11 protein-coding genes and 1 other annotated feature are annotated in these 12052 nt (G+C 54.1%); of the genes, 7 read left to right on the top strand and 4 right to left on the bottom strand.

Annotation, left to right across the window (positions count from 1 at the left end; translation table 11 throughout):
• Positions 1 to 30: 30 nt before the first annotated feature.
• Genes trpCF through AYI96_RS04885 form a run of 4 tightly spaced genes read right to left on the bottom strand, consistent with a single transcriptional unit; the run spans position 31 to position 4643 of the window.
• Positions 31 to 1419 (bottom strand): bifunctional indole-3-glycerol-phosphate synthase TrpC/phosphoribosylanthranilate isomerase TrpF, encoded by a 1389-nt coding sequence (gene trpCF / locus AYI96_RS04900; RefSeq protein WP_144361110.1) that lies wholly within the window; start codon positions 1417 to 1419, stop codon positions 31 to 33.
• On the bottom strand, positions 1416 to 2492 hold the full coding sequence (trpD, locus tag AYI96_RS04895; protein ID WP_144361109.1) for an anthranilate phosphoribosyltransferase: 1077 nt from the start codon (positions 2490 to 2492) through the stop codon (positions 1416 to 1418). Before trpD ends, trpCF begins: the two co-directional genes overlap by 4 nt.
• Entirely contained in the window at positions 2485 to 3087 is a 603-nt protein-coding gene (locus tag AYI96_RS04890) for an aminodeoxychorismate/anthranilate synthase component II (RefSeq protein WP_071477071.1), read from the bottom strand. Before AYI96_RS04890 ends, trpD begins: the two co-directional genes overlap by 8 nt.
• Positions 3084 to 4643 (bottom strand): anthranilate synthase component 1, encoded by a 1560-nt coding sequence (locus AYI96_RS04885; protein WP_071477070.1) that lies wholly within the window; start codon positions 4641 to 4643, stop codon positions 3084 to 3086. The genes AYI96_RS04890 and AYI96_RS04885 overlap by 4 nt, the downstream gene beginning before the upstream one ends.
• A 59-nt stretch (positions 4644 to 4702) precedes the next feature.
• Positions 4703 to 4816 (bottom strand) — a sequence feature (Trp leader region).
• Positions 4817 to 4998: 182 nt separating this feature from the next.
• Between AYI96_RS04885 and rnm the strand changes: the two genes are divergently transcribed.
• From rnm to AYI96_RS04850, 7 genes are all read left to right on the top strand, one after another.
• Positions 4999 to 5859 (top strand): RNase RNM, encoded by an 861-nt coding sequence (gene rnm, locus AYI96_RS04880; RefSeq protein WP_144361108.1) that lies wholly within the window; start codon positions 4999 to 5001, stop codon positions 5857 to 5859.
• The gene (locus tag AYI96_RS04875) at positions 5856 to 6476 is read left to right on the top strand and encodes an L-threonylcarbamoyladenylate synthase (RefSeq protein ID WP_025010668.1); all 621 of its coding nucleotides are present in this window, start codon (positions 5856 to 5858) and stop codon (positions 6474 to 6476) included. Before rnm ends, AYI96_RS04875 begins: the two co-directional genes overlap by 4 nt.
• A gap of 77 nt (positions 6477 to 6553) precedes the next feature.
• A complete protein-coding gene (locus AYI96_RS04870; protein WP_025010667.1) occupies positions 6554 to 7345 on the top strand; it encodes a segregation and condensation protein A in 792 nt (263 codons plus the stop codon).
• 11 nt (positions 7346 to 7356) lie between these two features.
• On the top strand, positions 7357 to 7947 hold the full coding sequence (gene scpB / locus AYI96_RS04865) for an SMC-Scp complex subunit ScpB (RefSeq protein WP_025010666.1): 591 nt from the start codon (positions 7357 to 7359) through the stop codon (positions 7945 to 7947).
• Entirely contained in the window at positions 7948 to 8820 is an 873-nt protein-coding gene (gene rluB / locus AYI96_RS04860) for a 23S rRNA pseudouridine(2605) synthase RluB (RefSeq protein ID WP_144361107.1), read from the top strand.
• 295 nt (positions 8821 to 9115) lie between these two features.
• Positions 9116 to 10081, top strand: coding sequence for a sialidase family protein (locus AYI96_RS04855; protein ID WP_144361106.1), 966 nt, complete (start codon positions 9116 to 9118; stop codon positions 10079 to 10081).
• A 695-nt stretch (positions 10082 to 10776) separates the two neighbouring features.
• On the top strand, positions 10777 to 11931 hold the full coding sequence (locus AYI96_RS04850; RefSeq protein ID WP_144361105.1) for a hypothetical protein: 1155 nt from the start codon (positions 10777 to 10779) through the stop codon (positions 11929 to 11931).
• Positions 11932 to 12052: the final 121 nt, after the last annotated feature.

The following is a 12052-nucleotide window of genomic DNA, read 5'->3' as shown; positions in this document are numbered from 1 at the left end:
CTGTCTGACAGGCGAATACTGTTGTTCTTGTCAGGCTTTGAGTTGCTTAAACACCGCCTGCAGTGCTGCTCTATCTTTGATGCCTGGGGCGCTTTCCACCCCTGAGTTAAAGTCCAGCCCGAAAAAGCCCTGGGTGGCAGCCAAGGCGGCGTTTTCCGGACCCAGGCCACCGGCAAGCATGGCGCGCTCGCGCTGGGCAAGCCTTTGCTGCCAATCGAAATGTTTGCCGGTACCACCAAAGCTGTCGCCGCTTTTACTGTCATAGAGATAGCGGTCGGCGCCTTCCGGCAAGGTCGGCAGCTCGCCGCCGTCGACATTGACCGGAACAGCCTTCCAGATCTCGGCCTGGTGCCCATTTTGCTCAAGCAGCTGCTTGAGCTTGGCAATATCTTCGCTTGATTCACTGCCATGAAGCTGCAGCGCGCTCAGTTTCAGTTCATTGGCCAGCTCGGCCATCTGCGCCGGTGATTCATTGACAAATACCCCCACCATCGCCAGTTTACGCGGCTGCTCGGCGTTGTAACGGCACAGCTCGGCGGCGTGGGCACGGCTGACACAACGGGGGGACTTGGCGGCGAAGATGAGGCCGCCATAGACGGCGCCGGATTTTGCCGCATCCAGCAGATCCTGCTCCCGGGTCAGGCCACACACCTTGTTGTTGCCATAGATAAGGCGGCGACAGGCCAGATCCAAATCGGCCTCGGCCATCAGCGAGCTGCCCACCAAAAAGCCGTCGACCAGCGGGCTGAGGCGGCGTACATCCTCACGGCTGTAGATCCCGGATTCGCTGATGATCAGTGTCCCCTCGGGGATCTTGGGGGCTAAGTATTCTGTCATCGCCAGATCTGTACTCAGATTCCTGAGGTTGCGGTTGTTGATGCCAATAATCGGCGCGCCCAGAGCCAGCGCCCGCTTGAGTTCTTCCTCGTTGGAAACTTCCGTGAGGGTGTCGAGGGCATATTGCTCGGCTTCGCTCGCCAGCAATCGATACTGCTCATCGCTCAGTACCGACAGCATTAGCAAGATGGCATCGGCACCCTGATGGGCCGCCAACTTAACCTGATAAGGCGAAACAAAAAAATCTTTGCACAATACCGGCTGTTTGATTCTGGCCCGCACCTTGGGCAAATAACGAAAGTCACCCTGAAAGAAGGCCTCGTCTGTCAGTACCGACACCGCGGAGGCGTAGCGGCTGTAAACATCGGCAATGGCAACCGGATCGAAGTCTTTGCGGATAAGCCCTTTGGAGGGGCTGGCCTTCTTGCATTCCAGAATAAAGCCGGCGCCTTTTGCACTGAGTGCCTGATACAGGCTGCGATCCGACGTCTTGGGCGTCAGGTTATCTTCGGGAAAACGCAGCTTTAGGGCTTCAATATGCTGCTGCTTGGTGGCGACGATACGCTCAAGCACGTTACTCATGATATGGCTCCTGCCTTGCTGGGTTGTGGTGAGTTGGCGTCATTGTTTTCAGTTTGGGTTTGGTGGGCCTTGTCCGCCAGGGCATTGAGTTTGGCGCAGGCGCGGCCATCATCCAGGGTGGCCAGTGCCAGTTGGGTGGCCTGCTTGAGATTGTCAGCCTTGCCGGCGAGATAGAGCACGCAGGCGGCATTGATAGCCACGGCGTGACGCTGGGCGGCGCTGCCTTTACCGGCAAACAGCGCTTGGGTAATCAGGGCATTTTCTGCCGGGGTACCGCCTTCCAGCTCGGCCAGCGTAGCCTGCGGCACGCCAAAGTCTGCAGGGGTGAGGCGATATTCCACTATCTCTTCACCCTTGAGTTCAGCCACCTGGGTTGCGCCGTGCAGTGCCACTTCATCCAGGCCGCTGCCGTGAACGACCATGGCGCCTTTGACGCCAAGGGCCCGCAACACTTCGGCGATGGGGCGAACCAAGCTCGGGCTGTAGACCCCGAGCAGCATATAGTCGGGGCGAGCCGGATTAATCAGCGGGCCGAGTACATTGAACAGGGTGCGGGTCTTGAGCGCCTGGCGCACAGGCACTGCGTGCCGCACTCCACCGTGATAATGGGGTGCAAACAGAAAACACAGGCCGTTGTCTGCCAAGTGTTTGGCGGCGCACTCGGGCGACATGGTCAAGTCTATGCCGAACTGTGCCAGCAGATCGGAAGAGCCCGACTTACTGGACACTCCGCGGTTGCCATGTTTGGCAACATTGACTCCGGCTGCGGCGGCAACAAAGGCGGCCGTGGTAGAGATATTGATGGTGTTGTGGCCGTCACCGCCGGTGCCGACAATATCCACTACCCTTTGACATTGGTGCGGAAACGGCTTGGCGGCGGCCAGCAGGGCATCGGCGGCGCCGCTGATCTCGTCTATGGTTTCGCCCTTGAGCTTGAGCGCGATCAGCATGGCCGCCATCTGGCTTTCACTGAGCTTGCCGTCGATAAGCTCGGCAAACAGGCTGGCGGCCTGGCTACGGCTCAAAGACTCGCCCCGGTACAGGCGGTCAAACAGAGGTTGCAGTTCAGTCATGGCAGGTTTCCTCGCGGCTCATGGTCAGGTATTGCAGTGTTTGCACCAGCAAGGTGCTGCCAAGGGTGGTGAGAATCGATTCGGGGTGGAACTGGAAACCGACGGCGGCATCACAGCGATGGCTGATGGCCATAGGCATACCTTCTGTGGTGGCAATCACCTCCAGGCAGTCGGGCACCTTGGTTGCCACCAGTGAATGGTAGCGGGCCACAGGCAAGGGGGATGGTAGGTTGGCAAACAGGCCATCGCAGTTGTGCTCTACCGGGCTGGCCTTACCGTGTACCACTTGGGGGGCACGCTCAACCTTGCCGCCGTAATGTTCAACCAGGGCCTGGTGACCAAGGCAGATACCGAGAATCGGCAGTTTGCCGGCCAGCAGCGCAATAAGCTCCATCATACAACCGGCTTCTCCGGGGGCACCCGGGCCGGGAGACAAAATAAGCGCTGCCTGACCCGGTTCCGCCAGCATCCGCTCGGCGAGCAACTGGGCACTGACATTATTGCGGTACACCAGCACTTCAAAGCCCAGGCTGCGGAACTGATCCACCAGGTTGTAGGTGAAGGAGTCGAAGTTATCCAATAGATAGAGTTTCACAGGCCACCTCCCATCTTGATTGCACTGATCACTGCCTGCGCCTTTTGCGCGGTTTCGTCGGCCTCGGCCTGGGGATCTGAATCATAGACCACTCCGGCCCCGGCCTGGATGTGCGCCATGCCTTCGCTGACGAAGGCAGAGCGGATCACTATGCAGGTGTCCATATCGCCAAGCGCGTTGAGATAACCTACGGCGCCGCCATAGCTGCCGCGGCGCTGCTGCTCGGTTTCACGAATGAGTTGGGCGGCGCGCACCTTGGGGGCACCCACCAGGGTGCCCATGTTCATGCAGGCCTGATATGCGTGCAGGGCGTCGAGATCTTCCCTAAGCTGCCCGGTTACTCGGCTGACCAGATGCATCACATGGGAGTATCTGTCTACCTTCAGCAGCTCGGCCACTTTACGACTGCCACTCTGGCTGATGCGGGCGATATCGTTGCGGGCCAAGTCCACCAACATGATGTGCTCCGACAGCTCTTTCTTATCGAGTCTCAGCTCCAGCTCTATGCGGCTGTCGAGATCGAAATCTATCTCGCCATCCGGGGTCTTGCCGCGTTTGCGGGTACCGGCGATGGGGTAAACCTCAACCTGATTGCCCTTGGCTTCATACTTGAGGGCGCTTTCCGGAGAGGCGCCAAACAGGGTGAAGTCGGCACTGCGCAGGTAAAACATATAGGGGCTGGGGTTGGTCAGTCTCAGTGCCCGATAGGCGCCCAGAGTATTGGGGCAGGGCAGGCTGAAACTGCGTGATGGCACAACCTGAAAGATATCACCGGCGCAGATATGCTCCTTGAGGCGGCTCACCTGGCGGCAAAAATCGGCGTCGCTGATATTGACGCTGGCCTCGGCATGTACGCCGCTCAAAGGGGCAACATCTTCCAGCAACTGGCAGTTGGTTTCTATGGCATCCAGTCTGGCACCAAGCTCGGCCTGCACCTTGCTGTTGCCATTAAACTCCATCACCACGGCTTCGGCGCAGCCCTTTTGGTGATCTACCGTTATCAGGGTTTCAGCCAGATAAAACAGATAGTCGGGGCAGTGGTTCGCGCCCTGGCTTACGCTTGGCAGCGGCTCTGTGCTGGCGATAAGGTCGTACCCTAAAACGCCGCCCAGAAATCCGGTTTCAAACTGGCTCTCTTTTTCATCAACCAGACCCTGCTGCAGTAATCTCAGGCCATCGAGCGGCGAGCCTGCCTTGAGTCTGGCATCTTCATCCAGCTCGGCAGTGATCGGGCGCAGCACGACCTTGAGGCTCTGCTGCTCCAGGCTGACTTCACCGCGCGAGTTAAAGAAGTCGTGAATCGCGGGCAGCAGTCCGGCGCCGTTGTCTGTTAAAGCCTCGAAGCTCAAGGTCGACCCGTCACAGCGAATGGCCAGCGCCGCGTGGCTGAGGATAATGCTTTTCAGGTGATCCTTGCTGTCGATTTCGGCCGACTCCAGCAACATGCTGTGAGGCTTGTCCCGCGTCAGTTGCTGATACAGTTTCAGGGGATCGTCGTAATAGGGCAGTGACCGCGTCTGGCGGTGTACTCTGGCGATTGGCTCGATTCTGTTCATCTGTTCTTCCTGTTGTTCCGCTGTTTAGCCTGGCTGCGGGGTTTTCCTGACCGTTAAGCACAAAAAAGCCCGCAATCTCTTGCGGGCTTTTTGTTGAATTTGGCTGCGTTATTTTCAATCGTGCACAGCGCTTCACACTACCCGCGTTAAGGGAAGTGCCACCACCAGATGATGTTGAGTGAAGCGTTGAAGTGTGTCATTGAAAATTTGTCCTCTCGACGTTTGACCTATAGAGAAACCCAGCTGCCCGCCAATGTCAATTGAATATTTTTAATTTATGCAAATTTATGCCAATTTGCCGTCGCCCAGCGGAGATAAATCGCATTTTACCAACAAAACCAAGTACAATAGCGTTATGATAACTGAAAATACTTTGGCCGATCTTCACAGCCATACTACAGCCTCAGATGGCCAACTGACACCATCTCAGCTGCTCGAGCGCGCCTTGGAAAAGGGGGTTGAGCTGCTGGCGATTACCGATCATGACACAGTCGCCGGGCTGGATGAGGCCCATGCTTTCAATGCCGGGCAGAGCGCGCCTTTGACTTTGGTGGATGGGGTTGAGATCTCTACCCGTTGGCACGCCTATGATATTCATATCGTGGCGCTGGATATCGACCGCCATGACGAAAACCTGCTTGCCTTTCTCGAGCGTCAACGTGAGCTCAGGGAAGAGCGGGCTCGCGAAATAGGCGCAAGACTTGAAAAGGCCGGTATTCCCGGGGCTTATGAAGGCGCCAGGGCGCTCGCCCGTGATGCGGCGCTGAGCCGTGGCCATTATGCCCGTTTCCTGGCCGAGCAGGGGCACGCGCCGGACAGCGCCAGCGTGTTCAAGAAGTTTCTTGGCCGCGGCAAGACGGGCTATGTGCCCAACAACTGGGGTGAGATGGCGACGGCCATAGAGGTGATCCACAACGCAGGTGGAGTGGCCGTGTTGGCCCACCCCAGTGGCTATCAACTGTCGGCCAAGTGGCTCAAACGCCTGGTACGCGAATTCAAGGCCGCCGGTGGCGATGCCATGGAGGTGGTGCTCGGGCAGCAAACCACAGACGACAGAAATAATTTAGGGGCGCTGGCCACTCTCAACGGCCTCTACGCCTCGGTGGGATCCGATTTCCACTTTCCCGGCCGCTGGCTGGAACTGGGCAAGAATCTGTATCGGCCCCAGGGATTGAACTGGGTCTGGCAATGCAAGCAATGGACAATAACTAAATGAGTCAATTTTTCTACGTACATGAGGTGAATCCTCAAACCCGTCTGATAAGCCAGGCGGTGAGCATTCTGAAAAGCGGCGGGGTCATAGTTTATCCCACAGATTCCGGCTATGCGCTGGGTTGTATGATTGGCGATAAAGACGCCATGAGCCGTATCGCCAGAATTCGCCAGATAGACAATGATCATAACTTTTCGCTGATGTGCCGCGACTTATCTGAGCTGTCGACCTATGCCAGAGTCGATAACCAGGCGTTTCGCATTCTGAAGAACAACACGCCGGGTTGTTACACCTTCATCTTTAAGGCCACCAAAGAGGTGCCAAGAAGACTGCAGAACGAAAAGAAACGCACCATAGGTATTCGGGTACCGAACAATGTTATCGCCCTGGCGCTGCTGGAAGCTCTGGGTGAACCCTTGATGTCCACCAGTCTTATTTTGCCCGGCAACGACTTTACCGAGTCGGATCCCGAGCATATCCGCGATATTCTCGAACATCAGGTAGATGCCATTCTCCACGGCGGTTACCTGGGCGAAAAGCCCACCACAGTGATAGACATGTCTGAAGGCGAAATGGTCATAGTCCGTGAAGGCAGTGGCGATATCAGCCCATTTCTTTAACCGCTCAATAAAGGTATAATCGCGCGTTTGGTCGGCCTATGCCGCCTTAAAGATGCTGCCAGAGGAGAGAAAACGGCTTGAGTGAAGGCGTTCAACAGAGTCTGCCGCTTGCCGTAGTGCGGGGTGAGGCGCTTAGAGAGCTGCCTGCCGATCTCTTTATTCCTCCCGAGGCGCTTGAGGTGTTTCTTGAGGCGTTTGAAGGGCCGCTCGACTTGCTTTTGTACCTGATCCGCAAGCAAAAAATGGATGTGGTAGATCTGCCCATCCACAGGATCACCGCCCAGTATCTTGAGTATATCGAGCTGCTGCAGGGCGCCAGGGTAGAGCTGGCGGCCGACTATCTGGTGATGGCGGCAACATTGGCGGAAATCAAGTCGCGCTTGTTGTTGCCAAGGCCGGAGCTGGAAGCCGAGGAAGAGGAAGACCCCAGAGCCGTGCTGATCCGCCAACTCAAGGCTTATGAAGCCATCAAAGAGGCGGCGGTGCGGCTGGATGAACTGCCAAGGCTCGAGCGGGATGTATTCCAGGCCAAGGCGGGCAAGGCACCGGATATCAAGCCCTTGCTGGTGCCGCCGGATGTGTCTTTGGCCGAACTGGCCCGGGCCTTTGGCGAAGTGCTCAAGCGGGTGGAAGCCGGCACTTCTCACCAGGTGCAGCGCGAGCAGCTTTCTACCCGGGAGCGGATGAGCCAAATTCTGGCCATGCTCTCCAGTGAGCATTACACCCCTTTTGAAGCTCTGTTCAAGGTGGAAGAGGGGCGCGCCGGAGTGGTGGTCAGCTTTCTGGCATTGATGGAATTGGTAAAGGAACTGCTGGTGGAACTGATCCAGGCCGAACCTTTATCGCGAATTTATCTCAAGGCGTACTGACGGGAGCCGACTTGGCGAAGATTAACGACCTTCAGCTGAAACAACTGATCGAGGCCAGTCTGTTTGTGCTGGCCAAGCCCATGACCTTGAAGGCGCTGAGAGAAACCGTGCTGGCCGATTTCAGTGTCTCCCGCGAGCGTATTCGCGCCGCGGTGGATGAATTGACCCTGGATTATCAGGAGCGCGGAGTACAGCTGGTCAAGGTCGCCGGTGGTTATCGGTTTCAGACCCGCGATAGCCTCAGCCCCTTGCTGCAACCTCTGTGGCAGGAGCAGGCGCCCAAGTATTCCAGGGCAACATTGGAAACCCTGGCGGTTATCGCCTACCGTCAGCCTGTGACCCGCGGCGAAATTGAGCTGGTCAGAGGGGTGGCTGTCGGCAGCCAGATTATCAAGAATTTAACAGACAGACGCTGGATCCGCGTTGTGGGGCACAAAGAGGTGCCGGGAAGGCCTTCGTTATACGCCACCACTACAGAGTTTCTGGCTTACTTCGGTCTGGACAGCATAGCGGATCTGCCGCCTCTGTCTGACGCCGAATCATTAGAGGCGGTATTTTCGGGGATGAAAACACCGCCGGAACCCTTAGAAGAGTCAACTTGAATGAGCGAAAAATTGCAGAAAGTCTTGGCCCGTGCAGGCCATGGCTCCCGTCGTGAGATGGAGGCATGGATTGCTGCAGGTCGCGTGAGTATTGACGGAGAAATCGCCAAACTGGGTGATCGCATCGAAGCCGACGCCAAGGTACGTATCGATGGCCGTGCGGTATCGCTGAAATCTGCCGATGAGGTGATCTGCCGGGTACTGGCCTACCACAAGCCGGAAGGGGAGATCTGCTCGCGCAAAGATCCCGAAGGCCGGCCCACAGTATTCGATCGTCTGCCCCGCACCCGTGACAGCCGCTGGGTTGCAGTGGGACGTTTGGATATCAACACCTCGGGTTTGTTGCTGTTCACCTCGGACGGTGAGCTGGCCAACCGCCTGATGCACCCCTCCAATGAAGTGGAGCGTGAATACGCCGTGCGTACCTTCGGTGAAGTGCCGGAAGCGGCGCTGCAGCGTCTGCGCAGCGGCGTTATGCTGGAAGATGGCCCGGCCCAGTTTGACCACATCAAGGCCGCCGGTGGCGAAGGCATCAACCAATGGTGGCACGTTACCCTGCGTGAAGGGCGTAACCGTGAAGTGCGTCGTCTGTGGGAATCCCAGGAAGTGCAGGTGAGCCGCCTTATTCGGGTGCGTTACGGCATGATAGAACTGCCCAAGAGCCTGCCTCGTGGCGGCTGGGTCGAACTGCCGCTGGAGCAGGTCAACTACCTGCGCCAATTGGCGGGCATGGATCCGGAAACCCGCTCCATGCTGGGCGCCGACAAACACAGCGTGGCCCGTAACAAGGTACGCAGTGCCAAGGTGCGCCGCGCCGTGCGTAAACACAAGACGGCGGCGGGCAAGCCCAAGCCAACCCGGCAGCGCAGCTGATGCCGCCAAGGCCTTATCGGCAGTGTGTTACAGCTTGTCGATAGCCTATCTAATCCCATCTAAAGATGTGATTCCAATGCAATGAAAGGTCGCCGCGGCGGCCTTTTTTGTTGCTGTTTTTCTAAGCTTTTTTGCACTGTTTCTCGCTGCTTTTGCATAGTTTTTGTCGTTGTTTTTGCCATAGCTTTTTACCAAAGTTTTTTACCATCACTTTTTACCATAAGAAAGTCCACTTACCTTGGCGCAGTTCAGTAATGGTATAAGATAAAGGAACAGCAACTCAGGGAGCCAAGGCATGCAGCTGATCTCACACACAAAAATTTGGGACCAAGGCGAACACAACGCCTTTTGCGATCTATGCCGCTGGCAGGGGGCGCTCTACTGCGTCTTTCGGGAGGGCCAGGCCCATGTGTCTGATGATGGTGCACTGAGAGTGCTTAAATCCAGCGACGACGGTCAAAGTTGGCAGGCCGAGGCGCTTATTCAAAGCGAGCTTGGCGATCTGCGCGACGGCAAACTGCTCGCCCATGCTGGCCGTTTATGGCTTTTTGGCGCAGCCTCCAAACATGGCAAGGCGCCGCTGCAGTCCTTGATGTGGCACTCGCTGGATGGCATCAACTGGTCGGCCCCCGAAAAAGTCGCCGATACCGGATACTGGCTCTGGCGGGTGACCGAGGCTGAAGATGGCCTCTACGGCGTGGGTTATCGCCCAGGCGCCGATGGTGATGTCAGGCTCTATCGTAGTGAGCGCCTGCAAGCATCACAAACCGGTAAACTGCAATTTACGCCCTGGGTCGCCCCCTTGCAAAATGACGGTTATGTCAATGAATCATCACTGTTGTTTTGGGGCGGCGAGCATACTCGCTCTAATCAATCCTCTTCAAACACAGAAGCGCTTTGCCTACTAAGGCGCGATCCTGTGTGGGACGCACAAGAAACCGGGTTGCTCGGCAAGGCCAAGGCTCCTTTCAAAACCTGGCAATGGCAGCAGCTCAGTTGCCGTATCGGTGGTCCGGTGGCCTTTTTCTATAACGACCGCCTGCTGGCCGTGGTGCGCCTCTATGATAATAAGGTGCGCACCTCGCTGGTGGAAATCGATAGCGCCACAGCCAAGGTCACCGAGCTTTTAACCCTGCCATCCGGCGGCGATACCAGCTACGCCGGTATCGAGCTGGACGGCGATGAACTCAAGCTGGTGTATTACTCAAGCCATGAGGGCAAAACCGCCATCTATTTCGCCCGTATCGGGCTCAAAGGCTAAAGTTCCAGGCCATAATACCAGTGTGCTCGACACCAGCCAGCGTGACTGAATCAGGCCCATTAACAGGGAAAATCGCTTTAGATTTCAAAGCCAGTCAATTCTATTGCAAAAATCAGCCAAATCAGGGTTTTGTGGCCTTTGTCAAAAACTTGACCTTTGGCTAATTGTTTTAACATTCAGTACTGGGTATTGTATAACTAATTCAATCGCTTAGCTTTAGCGCTTCCTTAAGCTTAAGGCTGGAAGCAGTAACACTTTTTTGTTTTCAGCGGAACTCTGGGATGAACAGAGTTTGGACCCGTGCGGTAGCCATGGCTTTACTTAACTTTTTTTTGTAAGGCCTGGGTTGTAGGGCTCTCGGTTGTACGGCTTGGCGCGCTCATGACAAACACCTCAGAACTGATTTTTTATACAGTATTATTGTTCTTCTCGACAAAATGCCGGGAATTTGCAGCTAAGCTTGCGCGTTATTTCTGTAACATTTTAGAAAATAGATTTAAATTCATAAAGTTAAAAAATACAGCTGGTAGATAATAGGTTTGGAAACCGCGCATGCGCGTTTAGCTGCAAGGGATATTTGGACTAAATGGTATTATATCCAGCCAATACAAATAGATAGCTATGCGTGTTTACACTCCTCCGAGGACTAAAACGCGCATGCGCACTATACAGCTGTTATAAGTATTTGGAGATGTATGTATCAAATAAAATTAGATGAAATTCTTGCTGGCTATAGTTTGAGCACATCTCAAGGTGATGAACTGGTTTCTGTTCAATATAGAGGTTTTGTCCTCCAATCTGAGGGACGAGAGTTTATAAGAAAAGCCGAGGGTGTTGTTAATAGAATACTTAGCAAATTGCCAGTGTCTATAAGTCCTAATGATGTCAAAACGTTGGTTGTTATCATAAAACAGAATTTAGAGGCTGACGTTTATATAAACGAGTGTGATGTAATGGCGAGTGCTGTTGTCAGTAAAAGCGTGAACAAGGGCGATCCTGTTACCAAAAATGACCTTTATCACATTCATAGCGTGAACCTATCAGATATTAACTTTCCCAATGACTGCTCCTATATTGTTTTACTTACTAATGGTTGGGATAGGGTTTTTTACTATGATTTTGGTCCTACAATCGGTTCTGATGACCGGAAGCTAATAGATTATGATGTAAACAGAGTTTTGGGGCTCGGTTTATCAGCGTCTCTATTCTTTGAAATGTTTGACTTGTCGTCAACAGAGTGGGAGAAAATTATTAATACAGGTTGGTTTCCGTTTTCATATATGACATATGAACAACAAGAAAACCTGATTAATCACATAAAGTATGACTGGGACTTGAGCGCTATTATTGAGGGTATAAACGATACTTTTATTGGTGGTAAAGACGAATGGCTGGCAGCTTTGAATGCCAACGAAGCTCTTAGCAAACATCTTAACTTGGTTAGCAAAGCGCTCACCCATCACGTGAATGGTGACTATGACTCGGCTATACATATACTTTACCCAAGGCTAGAAGCTCTGTTGCGAGAAGACTTCATTTCGAAGAACCCAGGTATGCAAGGGAGAAAGCAACAGATTCTAGCTAACCACATAGGAACTAATATTACTGGTTACTCGCATCAACTAAGTCGTTATTTTCCTGAGAAATTTAGTGAGTATATTCTCAAGTCATATTTCAAAGATTTTGACCCTGATGTCGAGAGTGACTTTGTTAGTAGAAATTCGCTTTCTCATGGTTCTGTTGGAGAGTCGGCTTTAACGCTGAGCTCTTCAATTGTAGGCTTTTTGATCCTTGACCAAATTCACAGGTACACACATTTCTCAAATAATGTAACGTTAGATCGTGGATAAATACTTATAACAAGGCAATCAACGCAAGGAATACAGGACAGCCATATCTTTTTGATGTTTCGCAAAGCCTTGACTAGGCTTTGAAATGGCGTTGTTGATCAAATCATTCGCTTGAACGCAA

This window comes from Shewanella sp. MSW (assembly GCF_007636515.1).
Lineage (GTDB): Bacteria > Pseudomonadota > Gammaproteobacteria > Enterobacterales > Shewanellaceae > Shewanella > Shewanella indica.
This window is presented reverse-complemented; position numbering and strand designations above follow the sequence as displayed.

What these genes read in the sequence shown, in the direction of transcription:
- trpCF (WP_144361110.1), bottom strand. Translation starts at nt 1,419, where the DNA reads ATGAGTAACGTGCTTGAGCGTATCGTCGCCACCAAGCAGCAGCATATT.
- trpD (WP_144361109.1), bottom strand. Translation starts at nt 2,492, where the DNA reads ATGACTGAACTGCAACCTCTGTTTGACCGCCTGTACCGGGGCGAGTCT.
- AYI96_RS04885 (WP_071477070.1), bottom strand. Translation starts at nt 4,643, where the DNA reads ATGAACAGAATCGAGCCAATCGCCAGAGTACACCGCCAGACGCGGTCA.
- rnm (WP_144361108.1), top strand. Translation starts at nt 4,999, where the DNA reads ATGATAACTGAAAATACTTTGGCCGATCTTCACAGCCATACTACAGCC.
- AYI96_RS04875 (WP_025010668.1), top strand. Translation starts at nt 5,856, where the DNA reads ATGAGTCAATTTTTCTACGTACATGAGGTGAATCCTCAAACCCGTCTG.
- rluB (WP_144361107.1), top strand. Translation starts at nt 7,948, where the DNA reads ATGAGCGAAAAATTGCAGAAAGTCTTGGCCCGTGCAGGCCATGGCTCC.
- AYI96_RS04855 (WP_144361106.1), top strand. Translation starts at nt 9,116, where the DNA reads ATGCAGCTGATCTCACACACAAAAATTTGGGACCAAGGCGAACACAAC.
- AYI96_RS04850 (WP_144361105.1), top strand. Translation starts at nt 10,777, where the DNA reads ATGTATCAAATAAAATTAGATGAAATTCTTGCTGGCTATAGTTTGAGC.